General features: G+C 67.3%; 19 protein-coding genes. 8 read left to right on the top strand and 11 right to left on the bottom strand.

Features of this window, described 5'->3' with window-relative positions:
* Positions 1 to 76: 76 nt before the first annotated feature.
* From HAV18_RS16545 to HAV18_RS16530, 4 genes are all read right to left on the bottom strand, one after another.
* Positions 77 to 1,066 carry a beta-ketoacyl-ACP synthase III gene (locus HAV18_RS16545; RefSeq protein ID WP_048249554.1) on the bottom strand — a complete coding sequence of 330 codons (990 nt, stop codon included), beginning with the start codon at positions 1,064 to 1,066 and terminating at the stop codon, positions 77 to 79.
* Entirely contained in the window at positions 1,067 to 2,173 is a 1,107-nt protein-coding gene (gene plsX, locus HAV18_RS16540; RefSeq protein ID WP_042975164.1) for a phosphate acyltransferase PlsX, read from the bottom strand. It lies immediately after the preceding gene.
* A 128-nt stretch (positions 2,174 to 2,301) separates the two neighbouring features.
* Positions 2,302 to 2,481 carry a 50S ribosomal protein L32 gene (gene rpmF / locus HAV18_RS16535; RefSeq protein WP_047900174.1) on the bottom strand — a complete coding sequence of 60 codons (180 nt, stop codon included), beginning with the start codon at positions 2,479 to 2,481 and terminating at the stop codon, positions 2,302 to 2,304.
* 98 nt (positions 2,482 to 2,579) lie between these two features.
* Positions 2,580 to 3,215 carry a DUF177 domain-containing protein gene (locus HAV18_RS16530; protein ID WP_166957611.1) on the bottom strand — a complete coding sequence of 212 codons (636 nt, stop codon included), beginning with the start codon at positions 3,213 to 3,215 and terminating at the stop codon, positions 2,580 to 2,582.
* A gap of 230 nt (positions 3,216 to 3,445) precedes the next feature.
* Between HAV18_RS16530 and HAV18_RS16525 the strand changes: the two genes are divergently transcribed.
* Both HAV18_RS16525 and HAV18_RS16520 read left to right on the top strand, forming a co-directional pair.
* Entirely contained in the window at positions 3,446 to 4,078 is a 633-nt protein-coding gene (locus tag HAV18_RS16525; protein ID WP_166957609.1) for a Maf-like protein, read from the top strand.
* Positions 4,075 to 4,797: an SAM-dependent methyltransferase gene (locus HAV18_RS16520; RefSeq protein WP_059235380.1), complete on the top strand. Its 723-nt coding sequence runs from the start codon at positions 4,075 to 4,077 to the stop codon at positions 4,795 to 4,797. The genes HAV18_RS16525 and HAV18_RS16520 overlap by 4 nt, the downstream gene beginning before the upstream one ends.
* A gap of 59 nt (positions 4,798 to 4,856) precedes the next feature.
* Here HAV18_RS16520 and HAV18_RS16515 read toward each other — a convergent pair whose 3' ends face one another.
* From HAV18_RS16515 to HAV18_RS16500, 4 genes are read right to left on the bottom strand one after another with little or no spacing between them, the layout of a single operon-like run.
* Complete coding sequence (locus tag HAV18_RS16515) at positions 4,857 to 5,849, bottom strand: S49 family peptidase (RefSeq protein ID WP_166957607.1); 993 nt, start codon at positions 5,847 to 5,849, stop codon at positions 4,857 to 4,859.
* Between the two features lie 12 nt (positions 5,850 to 5,861).
* The gene (locus HAV18_RS16510; RefSeq protein ID WP_166957606.1) at positions 5,862 to 6,263 is read right to left on the bottom strand and encodes a Rieske 2Fe-2S domain-containing protein; all 402 of its coding nucleotides are present in this window, start codon (positions 6,261 to 6,263) and stop codon (positions 5,862 to 5,864) included.
* Positions 6,260 to 6,919 carry an HAD-IA family hydrolase gene (locus HAV18_RS16505; protein WP_166957604.1) on the bottom strand — a complete coding sequence of 220 codons (660 nt, stop codon included), beginning with the start codon at positions 6,917 to 6,919 and terminating at the stop codon, positions 6,260 to 6,262. The genes HAV18_RS16510 and HAV18_RS16505 overlap by 4 nt, the downstream gene beginning before the upstream one ends.
* A gap of 5 nt (positions 6,920 to 6,924) precedes the next feature.
* Positions 6,925 to 7,929, bottom strand: a complete 1,005-nt coding sequence (locus HAV18_RS16500; RefSeq protein WP_166957602.1) for an RluA family pseudouridine synthase — start codon at positions 7,927 to 7,929, stop codon at positions 6,925 to 6,927.
* Between the two features lie 722 nt (positions 7,930 to 8,651).
* Here HAV18_RS16500 and HAV18_RS16495 point away from each other — a divergent pair.
* The 6 genes from HAV18_RS16495 to HAV18_RS16470 all read left to right on the top strand — a co-directional run bounded on the left by HAV18_RS16495 (position 8,652) and on the right by HAV18_RS16470 (position 15,893).
* Positions 8,652 to 11,801, top strand: a complete 3,150-nt coding sequence (locus HAV18_RS16495; protein ID WP_166957600.1) for an Rne/Rng family ribonuclease — start codon at positions 8,652 to 8,654, stop codon at positions 11,799 to 11,801.
* Positions 11,802 to 11,933: 132 nt separating this feature from the next.
* A complete protein-coding gene (gene moaA, locus HAV18_RS16490) occupies positions 11,934 to 13,046 on the top strand; it encodes a GTP 3',8-cyclase MoaA (protein ID WP_166957598.1) in 1,113 nt (370 codons plus the stop codon).
* A gap of 28 nt (positions 13,047 to 13,074) precedes the next feature.
* Complete coding sequence (gene mobA / locus HAV18_RS16485; RefSeq protein ID WP_166957596.1) at positions 13,075 to 13,692, top strand: molybdenum cofactor guanylyltransferase MobA; 618 nt, start codon at positions 13,075 to 13,077, stop codon at positions 13,690 to 13,692.
* 105 nt (positions 13,693 to 13,797) lie between these two features.
* A complete protein-coding gene (gene glp / locus HAV18_RS16480) occupies positions 13,798 to 15,096 on the top strand; it encodes a gephyrin-like molybdotransferase Glp (protein ID WP_166957594.1) in 1,299 nt (432 codons plus the stop codon).
* 39 nt (positions 15,097 to 15,135) lie between these two features.
* A complete protein-coding gene (locus HAV18_RS16475) occupies positions 15,136 to 15,411 on the top strand; it encodes a hypothetical protein (RefSeq protein WP_006401288.1) in 276 nt (91 codons plus the stop codon).
* Complete coding sequence (locus HAV18_RS16470) at positions 15,408 to 15,893, top strand: GNAT family N-acetyltransferase (RefSeq protein WP_166957592.1); 486 nt, start codon at positions 15,408 to 15,410, stop codon at positions 15,891 to 15,893. Before HAV18_RS16475 ends, HAV18_RS16470 begins: the two co-directional genes overlap by 4 nt.
* 87 nt (positions 15,894 to 15,980) lie before the next feature.
* Here the strand turns inward: HAV18_RS16470 and rmuC are convergent, their stop codons facing one another.
* From rmuC to HAV18_RS16455, 3 genes are all read right to left on the bottom strand, one after another.
* Positions 15,981 to 17,459, bottom strand: coding sequence for a DNA recombination protein RmuC (rmuC, locus tag HAV18_RS16465; protein ID WP_166957590.1), 1,479 nt, complete (start codon positions 17,457 to 17,459; stop codon positions 15,981 to 15,983).
* Entirely contained in the window at positions 17,456 to 18,445 is a 990-nt protein-coding gene (locus tag HAV18_RS16460) for a D-glycerate dehydrogenase (RefSeq protein ID WP_166957588.1), read from the bottom strand. The genes rmuC and HAV18_RS16460 overlap by 4 nt, the downstream gene beginning before the upstream one ends.
* A gap of 81 nt (positions 18,446 to 18,526) precedes the next feature.
* Positions 18,527 to 19,957, bottom strand: a complete 1,431-nt coding sequence (locus tag HAV18_RS16455; protein WP_166957586.1) for a sodium:proton antiporter — start codon at positions 19,955 to 19,957, stop codon at positions 18,527 to 18,529.
* Positions 19,958 to 19,960 lie beyond the last annotated feature (3 nt).

The raw sequence follows: 19,960 nt of genomic DNA, 5'->3' as shown, positions 1-19,960 counted from the left end.
CCAATTGAATCGATTCGGACGGCGCGCACGAACGGCGCGCCGATGGGATCCGCGCGCAGCAATCGCGCGCCGCGGATCAGAAGCGGAAGACCGACGCGCCCCAGGTGAAGCCGCCGCCGACGCCTTCGATCAGCACGTGCTGGCCGCGCTTGATGCGGCCGTCGCGCACCGCGGTATCGAACGCCAGCGGGATCGACGCGGCCGACGTGTTGCCGTGCTGGTCGACCGTCACGACCATGCGTTCCTGCGGCAGGCCGAGCTTGCGGCAGGTGCTGGTCATGATGCGGATGTTGGCCTGGTGCGGAATCAGCCAGTCGATCTGCTCGGGCGCGAGATTCGCCTTCGCGAGCGCCTCGATCGCGACCTTCTCGAGCACGTTGACCGCGAGCTTGAACACGGCCTGCCCGTCCATGTACAGGAACGCGCTGCCTTCGATCACGCCGCGATTGACGTTGCCCGGCGTGCAAAGGATATGCGAATAGCTGCCGTCCGCGTGCAGCGCGCTGCCGAGGATGCCCGGCTCTTCCGATGCGGACAGGATCACCGCGCCCGCGCCGTCGCCGAACAGCACGCAGGTCGTGCGGTCCTTGAAGTCGAGAATGCGCGAAAACGTCTCCGCGCCGACCACGAGCGCGGTGCGGTGCTGGCCGCTGCGGATGAAGCTGTCGGCCGTCGCCATCGCGTACGCGAAGCCCGAACACACGGCCTGCACGTCGAATGCCGCACCGCCGTTCTTGATGCCGAGCTTGTTCTGCAGCAGGCACGCGGTGCTCGGGAACACGAAATCGGGGGTCGAAGTCGCGACGATGATCAGGTCGATCGACTGCGGATCGATGCCGGCGGCTTCGATCGCTCGACGCGACGCCTCGAGCGCGAGGTCGCTCGTCGTGACGTCGGGTGCGGCGAAATGGCGCGCATGGATGCCCGTGCGCGCAACGATCCATTCATCGCTCGTCTCGATGCCTTCCTTCGCAAGGCGATCGGTCAACTGCTGGTTCGTGACGCGGTCAGGCGGCAGGTAGCTGCCCGTGCCGAGCACGCGGGAATAGAGAGTCGATTGGGCCATTTATGCTTTAGAGGATTGCGCAGCGGAAGGTTCGGCGTGATGGCCTGCGGCGGGGCTTGCATGGCCCGCGCCGCCCGCGTTGTGTTCGCCGTCGCCGAGCGACACCGAATTATCCGCCATCGCACGCGTGAGGCGCTCCAGCACGCCGTTTTTGACGGCATCATACCCGCGTTTGATTGCCCACTCAAACGCGTAGGCATCGGCCGAACCATGGCTCTTGATCACGAGGCTCTTCAGCCCCAGCAGCGCCGCGCCGTTGTACTGGCGGTGATCGACGCGCTTCTTGAAACGCATCAGGACAGGCAAAGCGAGCAGCGCCATCAGCTTCGACATCAGCGAACGGCCAAACTCCTCGCGGATGATGTCGGACAGCATCTGCGCGAGCCCCTCGGACGTCTTCAGCGCGACGTTGCCGACGAAGCCGTCACACACGATCACGTCGACCGTGCCCTTGTAGATGTCGTTGCCTTCGACGTTGCCGCGGAAATTGAGCGTGCTGGCGCGCAGCAGTTCCCCTGCGCGCTTGATCGTCTCGTTGCCCTTGATCACCTCTTCGCCGATGTTCAAGAGGCCGATCGTCGGGCGCTCCTTGCCTTCGAGCGCGGCCACGAGTGCGTGCCCCATTTCCGCGAACTGCAGCAGGTGTTGCGGTTCGCAGTCGACGTTCGCGCCAAGGTCCAGCATCATAGTGTAGCCGGTCGGGTTCGGCAGCGCGAACGCGATCGCGGGCCGCTCGATGCCGGGCAGCGTCTTGAGTACGTAACGGGAAACGGCCATCAGCGCGCCGGTATTGCCGGCGGAGATGCAGGCCTGCGCCGCGCCTTCCTTGACGTGGTTGAGTGCGACGCGCATCGAAGAATCCTTCTTCTTGCGCAGCGCCACTTCGACAGGATCGTCCATCGCCACGACTTCGGTGGCGGGAACGATGGTCAGCGCGGGATCGTCGAGGGCTTTCAGCTTCTTCAGCTGAGCGCGGATCGCGCTTTCGATGCCGACGAGCATCAGGTGCGCATCGGGATGCGCGCGGACGAACTTGACTGCTGCGGGAACGGTCACGGACGGGCCGTGGTCGCCTCCCATGCAATCGATAGTGAGCTTTACGGTCATGGAATGCGACGAATTTCAGGCACAAAAAAGCGGCAGTTGAATGCCGCCTTTTTGTTGCGCCAGGAAAGTGTCAAGCGACCAGTTGTCACGCGAACGACAAACGTAGCGCGCAACGCGTGACTTGACGCTTAGTCGTTCTTCGTCTTGACGACTTTCTTGCCGCGATAGTAGCCGTTCGGGCTGACGTGGTGACGCAGATGCACTTCACCCGTGCTCGGTTCGACTGCCAGCGGCGATGCCGTCAGGAAATCGTGCGAACGATGCATGCCGCGCTTCGACGGCGACTTCTTGTTTTGCTGGACTGCCATGACTAACTCCTAAATAATTTTCCGGATTCTAACACAGCCCGATCCGGCGCTTAACTACCCTGGCCCAAAGCCCTTACGCCTTCCCGCGCCACAACTGCTTAGTGTTTCTTGGTGCCGTCACCGCCCTTCTTCAACGCTTCCAGCGCTGCGAACGGATTCGGCCGTTTGCCTTCGTCCCCGGCTTCGTCGGACTCCTCGTCCGTCTCTTCCGCGGGACCGCTCGCACCCGACACGAGGCTTTCGTGGACTGCCGGGCAAACCTCGTGCCTGGGCACGAGCGGCAACGAAAGCAGCAATTCCTCTTCGATCAAGTCGACGAGATCGAACTGGCGTGAGCCCACGATCACATCGGCTTCATCGTCGTCGAGCGGAAATTCTTCAGCTTCTTCTTCGGTCGCGACGACACGGTACGTCATGTCGACGTCGAACGTCTGGTCGTACGGGGTCACGCAGCGCTGGCACGTGAGCCATGCATGGCCATGCACCGCGAGGCGCAGATACGGCTGCTGCCCATCGGCGCCGTCGTCCTGCAATTCCTTCTGCGTGAACCCTTCCGCCTGCCAAGTGAAGACCGTGTCGCGATCTGGCGCGTCCGCCGGCACTTCGTTTAACATGCGCGGCAGTTGCGAGAGGTGCACCGCTCCAGCTGCCTGCCGCCCGCTGCGGGCGAACTCGAACAGGTCGACCGCGCGCGGATCAAGCGCCGCAGCAGGTTTGCCAGAAGAAGTGTTCATGTGCGCTCCTGCCTACAGGCTGACTTGCGAATCCGGCTTGGTACCGCTCGCGTACGGCTCATCCATGGATGACGTACTTTACTTCCGAAGACCCGGCAGGCGCCACCACAACGGAAGCCTGCCGACGAAAAGCGGGAAAGCATACCTGTTTTACCTTTTGCGGTCAATCACTTAAGCTTGCGTCCGCGCAACGCCGCGCCACACCTGACGACTCACCGATCCAACCGACCATGCCGGATACCGTTTGCCGCCCGCCGCGGCTGATTCTCGCCTCCAGTTCCCGCTACCGCCGCGCGCTCCTCGAGCGCCTCGGCGTGCCATTCGACGTCGTGTCGCCCGACCTCGACGAAACCCCGCTCGACGGCGAAACGCCGGCCGCGACCGCGCTGCGCCTCGCCGGCGCGAAAGCACGCGCCGTCGCCGCGACGATCGACGCGCCGGACGGCGTGCTCGTGATCGGGTCGGACCAGGTCGCGACCTTCGACGGGCACCAGATCGGCAAGCCCGGCACGCACGAGCGCGCACTCGCGCAACTCGTGTCGATGCAGGGCCGTGCCGTCGAATTCCACAGTGCGCTTTGCCTGTACGACAGCCGGACGGGCGAAGCACAGGTCGAGGACATCGTCACGCACGTGCGCTTCCGCTCGCTGCCCGAGGCCGAACTCGACGCATACCTGCGCGCGGAAACGCCGTACGACGTCGCCGGCAGCGCGAAATCCGAAGGGCTCGGCATCGCGCTGCTCGACGCGATCGACTCCGACGACCCGACCGCGCTCGTCGGCCTGCCGCTGATCGCGCTCACGCGGATGCTGCGCGCCGCCGAATACCCGCTGTTTGCAACTACCCGTGGAGACCGCGCATGACCGCCGGCACGCTTTACCTCGTCCCGAACACGCTCGGCGAAGGCGACGAATCGATGCTCGCCGCCGTGCTGCCCGCAGCCGTCCAGGCGCGCGCCGGCACGCTCGGCTATTACATCGGCGAGAACGCGAAAACGACGCGCGCGTTTCTGAAGAAGATCGGCACGACGCGCCCGATCCAGGAAATCGAGATCAGCGAACTGAACGTCAATACGCCGGCCGGCGCCATCGACCGGCTGCTCGCGCCCATACTGGCCGGCGCGGACGCCGGCCTCGTGTCGGAGGCCGGCTGCCCGGCCGTCGCCGATCCCGGCGCGCTGCTGGTGCGCCGCGCGCACGAGCGCGGCGTGAAGGTCGTGCCGCTCGTCGGGCCGAGTTCGATCCTGCTCGCGCTGATGGCGTCGGGCCTGAACGGCCAGAGCTTCGCGTTCAACGGCTACCTGCCGGTCGATGCGGCCGCGCGTGCGAAGCGCTTGCGCGAACTTGAGCAACTGTCACGCAAGGCGCGCCAGACGCAGATCTTCATCGAAACGCCGTACCGGAATCAAGCGATGCTCGACACGCTGGTCGCGACCTGCGCGCCGTCGACGCAGATTTGCGTCGCGGCCGACCTGACCCTCGCGACCGAGACGATCGCGAGCCGCACCGTGACCGACTGGAAAAAGGCGCCTGCGCCGAATTTGCACAAGCGCCCGGCGATCTTCCTGCTGCTCGCGAACTGAAGCCACGATCGGCGATCAGCCAACTGAAAGGCGGGCCATCGCGGCCCGCCGCCAGCCTGTCAGCGCAGGCTGACCGACGCGCCGCCGGCCGTCAGCGCCTTCATCGCGGCACCGCCGACGGCAGCGCCGAACTTGCGCGCGACACGGTTCGTCAGGCTTTCCTTCACCGTGTAATCGACGAGATCGGGCGCCTTCAGCACGTCGCGCGCGACCGTGTCGGTCGTGCCGAAGCCGTCGGCAAGCCCCAGCTCGACGCTCTTCTCGCCGGTCCAGAACAGGCCCGAGAACATGTCGGGCGTCTCGTGAAGCCGCTTGCCGCGGCCATCCTTCACAGCCTTGATGAACTGCGCGTGCACCTGGTCGAGCAATGCCTGCGCGTGCGCGTCCATCTTCGGCGTCTCCGGTGAGAACGGGTCGTAGAAGCCCTTGTTTTCGCCCGACGTATGCAGGCGCCGCTCGACGCCGAGCTTGCCCATCAGGCCGGTAAAGCCGAACCCGTCCATCAGTACGCCAATCGACCCGACGATGCTCGCCTTGTCGACGAAGATCTTGTCGGCCGCGGACGCGATGTAATAGCCGCCCGACGCGCACATGTCGGTCACGACGACGTACAGTGGCTTGTCCGGATGCTTCGCGCGCAGCCGCCGGATCTCGTCGTAGACCATCCCGGCCTGCACCGGGCTGCCGCCCGGGCTGTTGATCCGCAGCACGACGCCGGCCGTGCCGTCGTCGTCGAACGCGGCGTCGAGCGCCGTGTTGATGTCGTCGGCGTTCGCGTTGACGCCGGCCGCGATCTCGCCGTCGATCGTCACGAGCGCCGTATGCCGGCCGCTCGACGAAAACTTCGAATCGCTCGAGAAATCGATCAGCGCAAACGCGAACAGCACGAACACGCCGAGGAACGCGAAGCGGAAGAAGATCTTCCAGCGCCGCGCCGCACGCTGCTCCTTGACGGCCGCGAGCGCGATCCGCTCGAGCGCCGCACGCTCCCAGTTCGGTTCACGGCTGTCGGGACGGGAGGAGGAATCCGGGGAATTCGGTTGGTCGGCCATGCAATGTTGTCGTCAGTCGGTCGTGGCGGGAACGGCGGGACGCAGGTCGGCGTCGGGCACCCAGAATACCGCACGCCCGTCGGCCGTGTCGCGCTCGTCGACCTCGACCGGCCGCAGGCGGCCGCCACGGCACGGGCCGCCGACGCACTTGCCGGTGTTCGGCTCGTAGATCGCGCCATGCGTCGCACACATCAGGTAGAGGCCCGACGATTCGAAGAACTGCCCTTCCGCCCAGTCGAGCTCCATCGGCACATGCGCGCAGCGGTTCAGGTAACCGTACGCGCGCCCCTCGTAGCGCACGAAAAACACGACGGCCTGCTCGCCGCGCAGCGTCGCGTCGACGCGCACGCCGGCACCGCCGTCGGCTAGGGCATCCGATGCGCACACGCGCATGGCGTCCGGCACCGTACTCATGCGTGCGCCCGCAGCCACTCGGCCAGCGCGCCGACGTCCGGCGCGACGAAGCGCGGCGTGAGCGCAGCCAGCGCATCGGCCGTGTGCGCACCGTACGCGACGCCGACGCCGGCCGCTCCGGCACTCGCGGCCATCTGCAGGTCATGCGTCGTATCACCGATCATCACGGTGCGCGACAGGTCCTGCCCCAATTCCCGGCACAACTCCTGCAGCATCGCCGGATGGGGTTTCGAGAAGGTCTCGTCCGCGCAGCGCGTCGCATCGAACACGCTCGTCAGCTTCGACTGGTCGAGCACGCGGTTCAACCCGACCCGGCCCTTGCCGGTTGCCACCGCGAGCAGATAACCCGTGTCGCGCAGCTCGGTGAGCAGTTCGCGCACGCCGGCGAACAGCTCGATGCGCTGGTCGTCGAGCAGATAGTGATAGCGGTAGCGCTCGGCGAGCCGCGAATAGTCGGACGGATCGAGGGTCGGTGCCGTAATCTGCAGCGCATCGCGCAGGCCGAGGCCGATCACGTAGCGCGACGCCTCGTCGGACGGCGTGGGCAGGCCGAGATCGCGGCATGCCGCCTGGATGCTGTGCGCGATGTGCGCAGTCGAATCCATCAGCGTGCCGTCCCAGTCGAAGACGATCAGGTCAAATTGCTGTCGAGCCATGCGGTTCAGGCGGTATCGCGCAGTGCGCTGAGTTGGTCGAGGAAGCGCCGGCATTCGTCCGGCAGCGGCGCATCGAACTGCAGTGCCTCGCCGGTCAGCGGGTGGGCGAGCCGCAGCCGGTACGCATGCAGGAACATCCGTTTCAACGACGGCTGCGCATTCGCGCGCGCCAGCGCCTTGTTCAATGCGAAATCGCCATACTTGGCGTCGCCGGCGATCGGCAGGCCGAGATGCGCGAGGTGCACACGGATCTGATGGGTCCGACCCGTTTTGAGTTCCGCTTCGACGAGCGCGTAGTCGGGCCAGCGGTCGACGAGGTTGAACACCGTATGCGACGGCTGCCCGTCGTCCTGCACGCGCACGCGGCGCTCGCCTTCCGGGGTCGAATACTTGAACAACGGCGCCTTCACCGCGCGCCGGCGGCCCCAGTCGGACTGCCATTCGCCGTGGACGCACGCGAAGTAGCGCTTGTCCATGCGGTTCTCGCGAATCTGCTCGTGCAGGCCCACCAGCGCCGTGCGCTTCTTCGCGAGCATCAGGATCCCGGACGTCTCGCGGTCGAGCCGGTGCACGAGTTCGAGGAATTTCGCGCGCGGGCGCGCCTGGCGCATCTGCTCGATCACACCGAACGCGACGCCGCTGCCACCGTGGACGGCGACCCCGGCCGGCTTGTCGATGACGAGCATCGCGTCGTCCTCGTACAGCACGTTGAAATTCGCGGGCGGCACGATCGGCGTGTCGGCGCGCGCGAGGTCCGCCGCCGCCGCCCGCACGGGCGGCACGCGGACGACGTCGCCCAGGGCCAGGCGGTACTGCGCATCGATCCGGCCCTTGTTCACGCGCACTTCGCCGCTGCGGAGAATCCGGTAAATATGGCTTTTCGGCACGCCTTTACAGACGCGCAACAGGAAGTTGTCGATCCGCTGACCGGCCGAGTTTTCGTCGATCTCGATCATCGATACCTGGCCGCTTGCGACTGAATTCTGGGATATTTTGCCTAACTCATTCATACTGAATATAATTTTGCCCAGCCTGACGTTGAGGGTGGCCTGACCGGCCGGCCCCGACCGAGTCGGGCAAGGCGCAAGCGGAAACCGTTATTTTACTTGCGCCGGGGGTCTACTGCTCGCCCCTGATCAAAGAGATGCAGCAAGTTGCACGCACGGCGCTGCCCGTCGGCAAGGATCGCGCCCACAGGCGGATTCGGTCGGCAAGGCGCCGCGGTAACGGAAAGTTGGTTGAAAAGAATTTGATCGGCAGCCCGACGGCGCGAAGTGCGTCCGCAGGCTGCCGGTTGCGAAAATTACGGCGTTGCGCCCGATTTGGTTCCGCGAAGCGTGCGGGACTTGGCGACGTCAAACCAGGGAAGTACACCCCAAGCGGGAAAGTCGGGCTGGATTCGATACTCCCCGCTGCGGCCCAAGCCGCAGCATCTGCCGCCCGTCGGCGCGCGCGACGCATTGCGCGCGCCCGTGGCAATGCCCGGACTCAGGCTTAGCGCGCTTTTGCAGCGTGCGGTGTGTGAACGCCGTGCTTTGAAACCGTATTCGCAGGTGCCCTACGGCCGCCGGCCCCGTCTTTCGGGCCCAAGCGCCTCTTCAGGCAATTCTCCCCGCCATCGTTCCCGCTCCAGCGTGCTTGTGACAACACAACAAGGTGCGGCCTGCCGTCGTTCCCGCCCTCGCGACTGACAACCGCGAGGCGCCGGCAGCGGAGCCGCCTGGAGTCGTTCATGAAACGCATGCTGTTCAATGCGACGCAGCAGGAGGAGCTGCGCGTCGCCATCGTTGACGGGCAGAAGCTCATCGACATCGACATCGAGACAGCCGGGCGCGAACAGCGCAAAGGCAATATCTACAAAGGTGTCATCACCCGCATCGAGCCGTCGCTCGAAGCGTGCTTCGTCAACTACGGCGAAGACCGCCACGGCTTCCTGCCGTTCAAGGAAGTCGCCCGCCAGTATTTCAAGGAAGGCATCGACATGCGCTCCGCGCGCATCCAGGATGCCCTGCGCGAAGGCCAGGAACTGATCGTTCAGGTCGAGAAAGAAGAGCGCGGCAACAAGGGCGCCGCCCTCACCACCTTCATCTCGCTCGCCGGCCGCTACCTGGTGCTGATGCCGAACAACCCGCGCGGCGGCGGCGTGTCGCGCCGGATCGAAGGCGATGAGCGCCAGGAACTGCGCGAAACGATGGCGCAACTGCAGATTCCGGACGGCATGAGCATGATCGCCCGTACCGCGGGCATCGGCCGCAGCGCCGAAGAACTGCAGTGGGACCTGAACTACCTGCTGCAACTGTGGCGCGCGATCGAAGCGGCGTCGCAAAGCGGCAACGCCGGCCAGCCGATGCTGATCTACCTGGAATCGAGCCTCGTGATCCGCGCGATCCGGGACTATTTCCAGCCCGATATCGGCGAAATCCTGATCGATACGAACGAAATTCACGATCAGGCCCGTGCATTCATGGATATCGTGATGCCGGACAACGTCGCGAAGGTGAAGCGCTACCACGACGACGTGCCGCTGTTCTCCCGCTTCCAGATCGAGCACCAGATCGAGACCGCGTACTCGCGCACGGTGCCGCTGCCGTCGGGCGGCGCGATCGTGATCGACCACACCGAAGCGCTCGTCGCGATCGACGTGAACTCGGCGCGCGCGACCAAGGGCGCGGACATCGAGGAAACGGCAACCCGTACGAACCTCGAAGCCGCCGACGAAGTCGCCCGCCAGCTCCGCCTGCGCGACCTCGGCGGCCTGATCGTGATCGATTTCATCGACATGGAATCGGCGAAGAGCCAGCGCGAAGTCGAGCAGCGCCTGAAAGACGCGCTCAAGCATGACCGCGCGCGCGTGCAGATGGGCAAGATCTCCCGTTTCGGCCTGATGGAACTGTCGCGCCAGCGCCTGCGTCCGGCCCTGTCGGAAGGCAGCCACGTGACCTGCCCGCGTTGTAACGGCACCGGCCACATCCGCGATACCGAATCGTCCGCACTGCAGGTCCTGCGGATCATTCAGGAAGAAGCAATGAAGGAAAACACCGCGGCGATCCACTGCCAGGTGCCGGTCGAGGTGACTGCCTTCCTGCTCAACGAAAAGCGTCAGGAAATCAACAAGATCGAGTCGCGCTTCAAGGTCGGCATCGTGCTGATCCCGAACAAGCACCTCGATACGCCGCACTACAAGCTCGAGCGCCTGCGCCACGACGACGCACGTCTCGACGATCCGCGCGCGTCCTGGAAGATGGCCGAGGAAGCGGCCCGCGAACTCGAGTCGGAAACCGGCTACAGCAAGCGCACGGCGGAAGTGAAGCCGAAGCAGGAAGCCGCGGTCAAGGGCATCACACCCGAGCGTCCGGCCCCGAGCCCGGCACCACAGCGCCCGGTCGAACCCGTTGCCGCGCCCGTGCCTGTCGCGCCGGCAAGCGGTGGCTTCATCGGCTGGCTGAAGGGCCTGTTCGGCGTGGCGCCGGCTCCGGCGCCCGCACCGGTTGCTCCGGCACCGACGAAGGAGCAGGCAGCCCGTCCGGCCCGTGGCGAACGCGCCGAGAAGTCCGAGCAACGCGGCGAGCGCGGCGGCGATCGCAATCGCAACCGTCGTGGCGGCGCGCAGCAGGCGCAAGGCGGCCGCGACCAGGCAGTAGTAGGCCGTGGCCAGCCGCAACGCCAGGAACGCGAAGGCAAGGAAGTACGCGAACCGCGTGAAGGCCGTGAGCCGCGCGAGGGTCGCGAGCCGCGTGAAGGTCGCGAAAACCGCGAAGGTCGTGAGGGCCGCGAAGGTCGCGAGGGCCGTGGCCCGCGCGAAGGCCGCGAACCGCGCGAGCCGCGAGAAAGCCGTGAGCCGCGTGAACCGCGCGAGAACCGCGAACCGCGCGAGCGTGCCGAGCAGCCGGAAGCCGTCGAGGCAACCGGCCGTGGCGAGCGCCAGGAACGCGGCGAGCGTCGCGAGCGCGGCGAGCGCCGCAAGCCGACCCAGCATGCGGCCACGCTCGAGACCGTCAACCGCGGTGAAAACCATCCGGAACCGGAAGACGACAAGGCCGTTGCAGAGGCCCTGCCCGGCGCCGACCTGGCAGCCGATGCGGAAGCCGGCGCGCGTGACGGCGAAGAGCGTCGTCGCCGCCGCCGCGGCCGCCGCGGCGGTCGTCGCGAGCGCGACGAAGACGGTGCACTCATCGACCAGGCCGAGCAAGGCGCGGACGGCGAAGCAGCCGTACAAGCCGTGACGCCGGAAGCACCGGCTGCTGTCGAACCGGCCCACACGGCGGCACCGGCAGTCGTCGCGGCCGTGGCAAGCGCCGTCGTCGTGGAAGCAGTCGTCGAGCAGCATGCTGCACCGGCCGCTGTCGAAACCCAGCCGGCACCGGCCCCTGTCGAAGCTGCTCCGGTCGAGCCGGCCGTCGCCGTCCAGGCAGTGGAACCGGCACCGGTTGCACCGGCCGTCGTCACCGAAGCCGGCCCGGCTCCGGTCGAGGTTTCGCCGACCGACGCGTTCGAAGTGCCGGCAGTCCCGGCTGCGGCCCCGGCCGTTGTCGAGGCACCGCAGTCCGCGACCGTCGCGCAAGCCGCACCGACCGTGGCGACCGAAGCCGCTCCGGTGGCTGTCGCGCCGGCACCGGTCGAAGCTGCGCCGGTCGAGGCCGTCGCAGCACCGGCACCGGCAGCAGCTCCCGCGCAACCGGCAGCCGCGCCCGCTTCGGCGAGCCTGGATGTCGTGCTGGAGCAAGCCGGCCTCGTCTGGGTGAACACGGACGCCAACAAGTTCGCCGCTGCGCAGGAAGCCGCGTCGCAACTCCCGCGTCAGGCCCGCGTGCCGCGTGAACGCAAGGCGCTGCCGCCGGCCGATACGGCCCCGATGCAGCAGGTCGAAACGACGCACCAATAAAACGGCGCATCGCCCGACCAGGAAAAGCCCGCCTCCGGCGGGCTTTTTCATGTCCGCGCTGCGGGTTTCCGCCCACCGGACCAGCCGGCCGCTTGCGGCTAAAATAGAGGTCTGGTTCGCACTTCTTTCAACATGTCCCGACGCATCATTCCTCTCGCCGACGTCAGCGGGATGCCGGACGTCTCCGGCGTCGCGCAAGCCCCGGACGGCACGCTGGCCGACACGTTCGCCAGGCCGCTGCGCGACCTGCGCATTTCGGTGACGGATCGCTGCAACTTCCGCTGCGTGTACTGCATGCCGCGCGCGGTCTTCGACAAGGACTACCCGTTCCTGCCGCACAGCGCGCTGCTCACGCACGAGGAAATCGAACGCGTGGCGCGACTCTTTGTCGCACACGGCGTCGAGAAGATCCGCATTACGGGCGGCGAGCCGCTGCTGCGCAAGAATCTCGAATTCCTGATCGAGCGCCTCGCACGCCTGACCACGCATGACGGCCGCCCGCTCGACCTGACGCTCACGACCAACGGTTCGCTGCTCGCACGCAAGGCGCGCGCCCTGAAGGACGCCGGGCTCACGCGCGTGACGGTCAGTCTCGACGCGCTCGACGATACGTTGTTCAAGCGCATGAACGATGCCGAGTTCGCGAGCGCCGACGTGCTCGACGGCATCTTCGCCGCCCAGGCCGCGGGCCTCGCGCCGGTCAAGGTGAACATGGTCGTGAAGCGCGGCACCAACGACAGCGAGATCCTGCCGATGGCCGAGCGTTTCCGCGGCACCGGCGTGGTCCTGCGCTTCATCGAATACATGGACGTCGGCACGTCGAACGGCTGGAACATGACCGAGGTGCTGCCGTCGGCGGATGTCATCGCGCGGATCGCCGAACATTTCCCGCTCGTCCCGCTCGAGCCGCACACGGCGGCAGAAACCGCGCAGCGCTGGGGCTATGCGGACGGCAGCGGCGAGATCGGCGTGATTTCGAGCCTCACGCAGGCCTTCTGCGGCGACTGCACGCGCGCGCGGCTGTCGACCGAAGGCAAGCTGTACCTGTGCCTGTTCGCGTCGACGGGCCACGACCTGCGCGCGCTCGTGCGCGGCGGCGCGAGCGACGCCGAGATCGCGACCGCGATCGCCCGCATCTGGCAGGCTCGCACCGACCGTTATTCGCAACTGCGCGGCAGTGCGTCTGCCGACGCCGCACCCGACAGCGCCGGCAAGCGTGTCGAGATGTCGTATATCGGCGGCTGACGCACGCTACCCTTCCCGCTTCCTCACGATGCCCGCTTCCGCCTCTCCCTCGATCGCCGGTCTGCTGCTTGCAGGCGGGCGTGCCACGCGCATGGACGGTGTCGACAAGGGCCTGCAGTTGCTCGACGGCACGCCGCTCGCGCTGCACGTGCTGCGCCGGCTCTCGCCACAGGTCGACGAAACGCTGATCAGCGCGAATCGCCATGCCGATCGCTATGCCGAACTCGGCGCACCGTTCGACGCGCGCATCGTCGCGGACGAAACGCCCGACTTCCCCGGCCCGCTCGCGGGCCTGCTCGCCGGCATGCGGGCAGCACGCGCGCCGCTCGTCGCATGCTCGCCATGCGATACGCCCTTTCTGCCCACCGACCTCGTCGCGCGGCTGCACTCGGCGCTCGACGCTCAGCAGGCCGACATCGCAATGGCGGTGACGGTCGACGCGCAACAGGCGCGCTCGCCGCAGCCGACGTTCGCGCTGCTGCGCACGTCGCTGGCCGACGATCTCGCCGCCCGGCTCGCGGCCGGCGACCGCAAGGTGCGTGCGTGGTACGCACGCCACAAGACGGTCGAAGTCGAGTTTCACGACGAGCGTGCGTTTTACAATGCCAACTCCTGGCAGGAACTCGCCACGCTGGCCCGCCGCTGACGGCGCCCGTGCGGTTCCCGCCCGCCGCACGCGAAACCCGCGCCCAGGCACCCTCCTCGCGCCACCGGCCACGAACCCGATACGCCTTGCGGCGCAGTCCGACTGATGATCACGCAATCCTCGCCCGCCTCCCGAACTGCACCCGATTCCGATGCCCCGCTGTCGCTCGCCGACGCGCAGGCACTCGCGTGCCGCTTCGCGGTGCCGGTCGATGCGTGCGACACGGTGACGCTGCGCGATGCACTCGACCGCGTGCTCGCGGCCGACGTGAACGCGCCGTTCGACATTCCCGCGTATGACAACTCGGCGATGGACGGCTATGCATTCGACGGCAGCACCGGTACGCACGCATCGCCGCAAGCCGACGTCGCGCTGACGGTCAGCGGTATCGCGCTCGCCGGCCATCCGTTCGACGGCGTCGTGGCGGCCGGATCATGCGTGCGCATCATGACGGGCGCGCCGATGCCGGCGGGATGCGACACGGTGATTCCGCAGGAACGCGTGCGCGTCGACGGCGACACGATCCGCTTCGCCGCGCACGACATCGCGCGCGGTGCAAACTGCCGCAAGGCCGGCGAGGATCTGGCGCACGGTGCCTGCGCGCTCGCCGCGGGCCGTATCCTGCGTCCGTCCGATCTCGGGCTGCTTGCGTCGTTCGGCATCACCGAGGTCGCGGTGCGCCGGCGCGTGCGCGTCGCCGTGTTCTCCACCGGAGACGAACTGCGCGAGCCCGGCGAGCCGCTCGGCCCCGGCGCACTATACGACAGCAATCGCGGGATGCTGATCGCGATGCTCGAAAGACTGCATGTCGACGCGATCGACCTCGGGATCGTCCGCGACGACCCGGCCGCGCTCGAAGCCGCATTGCGCGGCGCCGTCGCCGCGCAAGCCGACGCGGTGATCACGTCGGGCGGCGTATCGGTCGGCGAAGCCGACTTCACGCGCGACGTGATGGCAAAACTCGGCGACGTGACGTTCGCGAGCCTCGCGCTGCGGCCCGGCCGGCCGCTCGCCTGCGGCACGCTCGCACGTGCGACAGGCGGCGCCGGTCACGCGCTGTTCTTCGGGCTGCCCGGCAATCCGGTCGCGTCGGCTGTCACGTTCTACGCGATCGTGCGCCCGGCACTGCTGACGCTGGCCGGTGCGCAGACGCCGACGCCGGCGATGTACGCGGCACTCAGCACGCAGGCATTGAAGAAGCGCCCCGGCCGCACCGAATACCTGCGCGGCATCGCGACGCGCGCCGCCGACGGCCGCTGGCACGTCACGCCGGCCGGTTCGCAGAGTTCCGCATCGTTGAGCGGCCTCGCGGCCGCCAACTGTTTCATCGTCCTGGGCCACGATACCGCGGCAGTCGACGCGGGCACCCCGGTCGACATCCTGCCGCTCGACGGCCTGATCTGAATTCCACTATCGGTATATCTCTACGGGGGCAATCCGCACATGAAGAAACAAATTTCGTCGATCGCCGCGGGGCAGACCGCAAAGGCGCTGATCCTCGTCTACCTGACATTCAGCGTGCCGATCGTGCTGCTCGGCATTCTCGTCGCGTACGTCCGCTACGGGATGGTCGAACTGAGCACGATCCTGAGCGCGCTGCTGCTGAACGCCATCCTCGGCTTCGTGCTGCTGTGGATCGCGTGCCACGCGTACAACTGGGTCGCATCGCGCTTCGGCGGCATCGAGATCGTGCTCTCCGATCCGCCGGAGGAAGCGTGAGCGGCACGCCGCAGATCCGCGCGGCCGAAACGCGCGACGTCGGCGCGATCCTCGCGCTGATGCGCGAGCTGGCCGAGTTCGAGAAGCTCACGGATCTGTTCGTCGCGACTGAAGCCGATCTCGCCGACGCGCTGTTCGGCGCACACCCCGCCGCCGAAGCGCGGGTGGCCGAACATGACGGCGCGATCGTCGCGTATGCGCTGTTCTTCCACAACTATTCGACGTTCCTCGGCCGTCGCGGCCTCTATCTCGAGGATCTGTACGTGCAGCCGTCGCAGCGCGGCACGGGCCTCGGCACCGCGATGCTGCGTCACCTCGCGGCGCTGGCCGTCGAGCGCCGCTGCGGGCGCTTCGAATGGTCGGTCCTCGACTGGAATCAGCCGGCGATCGATTTCTATGAAAAGATGGGCGCCACCGTGCTGCCCGACTGGCGCATCGTCCGCGTGACGGGCGACGCGCTGGAGACGCTCGCCGGACATTGAGCGCACGGCGGCCGCACCGGCAATCGCTTCATGAAAAAACGGGCGCCGCGGCGCCCGTTTTCGTTCCGGCTGGTGCGGCCGCGCGCGTCACGCGTCGTCCGCATCGGCGCCGTCGCTACCTTCCGCGCCGAGCAGCCCGGCCGCCGCATCGCCCGGCAGCGCCTCGACCTGCTTCAGCTTGCGGCTCATCACGCGCGTACGCTGCTCGGCGGACTCGATCGAGCGCGTGACCGTTTCGAGCTGCGCTTTCGTGCGCGCGAGCACGTCGCCGAACTTGCCGAATTCCGTTTTTACCGCGCCGAGCACCTGCCACACCTCGCTCGAGCGCTGCTCGATCGCGAGCGTGCGGAACCCCATCTGCAGGCTGTTCAGCAGCGCGGTGAGCGTCGTCGGCCCCGCGACCGTCACGCGATAGTCGCGCTGCAGCAGATCCGTCAGGCCGGGGCGGCGCAGAATCTCCGCGTAGAGCCCTTCAGTCGGCAGGAACAACAGCGCGAAATCGGTCGTGTGCGGCGGCGCGACGTACTTCTCGGCGATCGTGCGCGCCTCCAGCCGCACGCGCGCTTCGAGCGCGCGGGCCGCTTCCTCGACCGCCGGCGCATCGGCACGCTCCTGCGCGTCGATCAGCCGCTCGTAGTCTTCGCGCGGGAATTTCGCGTCGATCGGCAGCCACACGGGCGGCGCGTCGCGCGTGCCGGCATCGCGCCCCGGCAGCCGGATCGCGAACTCGACGCGCTCGCTGCTCTTCGGCACCGTCGCGACGTTCTTCGCGTACTGCTCGGGCGTCAGCATCTGCTCGAGCAGCGCCTCGAGCTGCACTTCACCCCAGGTGCCGCGCGTCTTCACGTTGGTCAGCACTTTCTTCAGATCGCCGACGCCCGCCGCGAGCGTCTGCATCTCGCCGAGCCCGCGATGCACCTGCTCGAGCCGGTCCGACACGAGCTTGAACGATTCGCCGAGCCGCTGCTCGAGCGTCGCGTGCAGTTTCTCGTCGACGGTGCGGCGCATCTCCTCGAGCTTCGCCGCGTTGTTCGTCTCGATTTCCTTCAGTCGCTGCTCGAGCGTCGCGCGCACCTCGCCGATCCGGCGGTCGTTCGCCTCGGTCAGTTGAGTGAGCTGCCGGTTCAACGTGTCGCCGAACAGCCTGAGCGCGCCCGTCTGCTCCTCGCGCGCCTGCTGCGCCTGACGCTGCAGGCTCTCGCGCATCGCGTCGAACTGCTGCGCATTGCCGGCGACGAGCTTGCCGAGCTGCTGCGCGAAGCCCTCGATCTGGTTGTTCTGCACCGTCGCCACGCTCGTCAGTTGCGCGGCGAGCGTCTGCTGAAGTTGCGCAAAGCTGCCGGCCAGCTCGGTGCGCGAACCGCGCGCGTTCTCGACGATTTCACCGCGCAATTCGCGTTCTAGCCGCTCGACAGCACGCGCCTGCGCATGCGCGGCGTCCTCGATCTGGTCGCCAAGTACCGCCACATCGTCGTGGCGGCCACCGCCACGCACGAGCGCGACGATCGCCACCACAAGCGCGACGGCCAGCACGACGACCGCCGCAAGCAACAACGTCGTCATCATGCGCGCGGCTTCCCGATCACGTCTGGGTTGATCGGATTCGGCGGCCGCCCCGCGCGCGGCCCCTCGCCCAGCGCGGCGATCAGGTTGTCGGCGGCGAGGTTCGCCATCGCGCGGCGCGTTTTTTCGGTCGCGCTCGCGATATGCGGCGTCAGCACGACGTTCGGCACCTCGAGCAGCGCCGGATGCACGGTCGGCTCGCCTTCGTATACGTCGAGGCCGGCCGCGGCGATCGTCCCGTCGCGCAGCGCGGCGGCCAGCGCCGCGTCGTCGACGATCCCGCCGCGCGCGATGTTGGTCAGCGTCGCGGTAGGCTTCATCTTCGCGAGTTCGGCTGCGCCGATCGTGTGGTGGTTCTCCTGCGTGTACGGCAGCACGAGCACGACGTGATCGGCACGTGCGAGCAGCGCATCCTTCGACACGTATTCGGCATTCAGCTCAGCCTCGATCTCGGGCGCGACCCGCGACCGGTTGTGATAAATCACCTGCATCCCGAAGCCGCGTGCACGGCGCGCGAGCGCCTGGCCGATGCGGCCCATCCCGATCACGCCGAGCGTCGACCCGTAAATGTCGGAGCCGAGGAAGCCGTCGTACGCCCACTTCTGCCAGTGACCGGCACGCAGCCAGTGCTCGGATTCGGCGATCCGGCGGGCTGCGGCCATCATCAGCGCCCAGCCGAAATCGGCGGTCGACTCGTTCAGCACGTCGGGCGTGTTGGTGCCGAGCACGTTCGCCGCATTGAACGCGGCCATGTCGAAGTTGTTGTAGCCGACCGCCATGTTCGCCACGACGCGCAGGCGCGGGGCCGCCGCGAGCACCGCCACGCCGACCGGGTCGCCAGCCGTCAGCGCACCGTCCTTGTCGGCGAGACGCGCGGCGAGCGCATCGGGCGCAAGCGCGTCGCCGTTGTTCCAGTCGACTTCGAAATACTGCTCGAGCCGTTCGATCACGTCCGGGAAGATCGGACGCGCGACCAGGATCTTCTGCATCGCCATCTCCGTATGCCGCGAGCCGCTCGCGGTGCGCGTCGCGCCACCGGGATCGCCCGCGCAGGGTTGAAAGTTGTCAGGTTACGCCGGGAAGAAGATCAGCGACGTCAGCAGGAACACCGGCACCAGGATCACGAGTGCCCAGCCGAGGTACGCGAAGAAGCTCGGCATCTTCACGCCGCGCGACTCCGCGATCGCCTTCACCATGAAGTTCGGCGCGTTGCCGATATAGCTGTTCGCGCCCATGAACACCGCGCCCGCGGAAATCGCGGCAAGTGTCGATGCACCCGTCGTCATCAGCGCCTGCGCGTCGCCGCCCGCGAGGTTGAAGAACACCAGATAGGTCGGCGCGTTGTCGAGGAACGACGACAGGATGCCCGTCGCCCAGAAGTACATCGCGTCGATCGGCTTGCCGTCCGGCCCCGTGACGAGATGGACGATCTGCGCGAACGCACCGTCCGCGCCCGCGCGCAGGATCACGATCACCGGCGCGATCGTCACGAAGATCCCCGCGAACAGCTTCGCGACTTCCTCGATCGGTGCCCAGTTGAATGCATTGCCTTCACGCGCGGAACGCGGCGTCAGCGCGAGCGACGCGAGCGTCACGCCCGCGAGCGCGACGTCGCGCACGAGATTCTGCAGCGCCACGTGCGTGCCCCACACGTCGAACGTGATGCCCGGCTTCCAGATGCCGCTCATCAGCACGAGCGCGATCACGGCCGCGAGCAGCACGAAGTTGATCTTGCCGTCGATCGACAGCGCCGCGCCGTCGGGTGTCGGGTCGAGCGCGGCCGGCCGCTCCTCGCCGCCCTTCCGGTAGAAGTACGTATCGAGCACGAAGAACAGCGTCAGCAGCACGACGCAGATGAACAGCATCGGCAGCGCGAGGTGCGTGGTCGTCCAGAAGAAGCTCACGCCGTTCAGGAAACCGAGGAACAGCGGCGGATCGCCGAGCGGCGACAGCGAGCCGCCCGCGTTCGCGACGAGGAAGATGAAGAAGATCACGACGTGCACGACATGCTTGCGGTTGTCGTTGGCGCGCAGCAGCGGCCGGATCAGCAGCATCGCGGCGCCCGTCGTACCCATCACGCTCGCGAGCAGCGTGCCGAGCGCGAGGATCGCGGTATTGAGCTTCGGCGATCCATGCAGGTTGCCGTTCACGCAGATGCCGCCCGCGACCGTATAGAGCGCGGTGAGCAGCACGATGAACGGAATGTATTCCTCGAGCAGCGCATGCACGAGCGTGCCGAACGCGGTGCCCGCGCCGAACGCGAACGCGAACGGAATCAGGAACAGCACCGCCCACCCGGCCGCGATCTTGCCGAAGTGGTGATGCCAGAACACGGGGGCGACGAGCGGGAACAGTGCGATGGACAGCAGGATCCCGGCGAACGGGATACCCCAGAGTGCAGACAGCGTGGCACCGTCGAGCGTTGCGGCCGATGCAAGCGCGGGAACGGCGCCAAGCGCGATCCCCGACGCCATGCCCGCCCAGGCGGCATGTCGTTTCATGCA

Origin of the sequence: Burkholderia sp. D-99 (genome assembly GCF_011605345.1) — a bacterium.
Taxonomy (GTDB): Bacteria; Pseudomonadota; Gammaproteobacteria; order Burkholderiales; family Burkholderiaceae; genus Burkholderia.
Note: the sequence above shows the minus strand (reverse complement) of the source record. Positions and strands in the feature narration are given on the sequence as shown.

What these genes read in the sequence shown, in the direction of transcription:
- HAV18_RS16545 (WP_048249554.1), bottom strand. Translation starts at nt 1,066, where the DNA reads ATGGCCCAATCGACTCTCTATTCCCGCGTGCTCGGCACGGGCAGCTAC.
- plsX (WP_042975164.1), bottom strand. Translation starts at nt 2,173, where the DNA reads ATGACCGTAAAGCTCACTATCGATTGCATGGGAGGCGACCACGGCCCG.
- rpmF (WP_047900174.1), bottom strand. Translation starts at nt 2,481, where the DNA reads ATGGCAGTCCAGCAAAACAAGAAGTCGCCGTCGAAGCGCGGCATGCAT.
- HAV18_RS16530 (WP_166957611.1), bottom strand. Translation starts at nt 3,215, where the DNA reads ATGAACACTTCTTCTGGCAAACCTGCTGCGGCGCTTGATCCGCGCGCG.
- HAV18_RS16525 (WP_166957609.1), top strand. Translation starts at nt 3,446, where the DNA reads ATGCCGGATACCGTTTGCCGCCCGCCGCGGCTGATTCTCGCCTCCAGT.
- HAV18_RS16520 (WP_059235380.1), top strand. Translation starts at nt 4,075, where the DNA reads ATGACCGCCGGCACGCTTTACCTCGTCCCGAACACGCTCGGCGAAGGC.
- HAV18_RS16515 (WP_166957607.1), bottom strand. Translation starts at nt 5,849, where the DNA reads ATGGCCGACCAACCGAATTCCCCGGATTCCTCCTCCCGTCCCGACAGC.
- HAV18_RS16510 (WP_166957606.1), bottom strand. Translation starts at nt 6,263, where the DNA reads ATGAGTACGGTGCCGGACGCCATGCGCGTGTGCGCATCGGATGCCCTA.
- HAV18_RS16505 (WP_166957604.1), bottom strand. Translation starts at nt 6,919, where the DNA reads ATGGCTCGACAGCAATTTGACCTGATCGTCTTCGACTGGGACGGCACG.
- HAV18_RS16500 (WP_166957602.1), bottom strand. Translation starts at nt 7,929, where the DNA reads ATGAATGAGTTAGGCAAAATATCCCAGAATTCAGTCGCAAGCGGCCAG.
- HAV18_RS16495 (WP_166957600.1), top strand. Translation starts at nt 8,652, where the DNA reads ATGAAACGCATGCTGTTCAATGCGACGCAGCAGGAGGAGCTGCGCGTC.
- moaA (WP_166957598.1), top strand. Translation starts at nt 11,934, where the DNA reads ATGTCCCGACGCATCATTCCTCTCGCCGACGTCAGCGGGATGCCGGAC.
- mobA (WP_166957596.1), top strand. Translation starts at nt 13,075, where the DNA reads ATGCCCGCTTCCGCCTCTCCCTCGATCGCCGGTCTGCTGCTTGCAGGC.
- glp (WP_166957594.1), top strand. Translation starts at nt 13,798, where the DNA reads ATGATCACGCAATCCTCGCCCGCCTCCCGAACTGCACCCGATTCCGAT.
- HAV18_RS16475 (WP_006401288.1), top strand. Translation starts at nt 15,136, where the DNA reads ATGAAGAAACAAATTTCGTCGATCGCCGCGGGGCAGACCGCAAAGGCG.
- rmuC (WP_166957590.1), bottom strand. Translation starts at nt 17,459, where the DNA reads ATGATGACGACGTTGTTGCTTGCGGCGGTCGTCGTGCTGGCCGTCGCG.
- HAV18_RS16460 (WP_166957588.1), bottom strand. Translation starts at nt 18,445, where the DNA reads ATGCAGAAGATCCTGGTCGCGCGTCCGATCTTCCCGGACGTGATCGAA.
- HAV18_RS16455 (WP_166957586.1), bottom strand. Translation starts at nt 19,957, where the DNA reads ATGAAACGACATGCCGCCTGGGCGGGCATGGCGTCGGGGATCGCGCTT.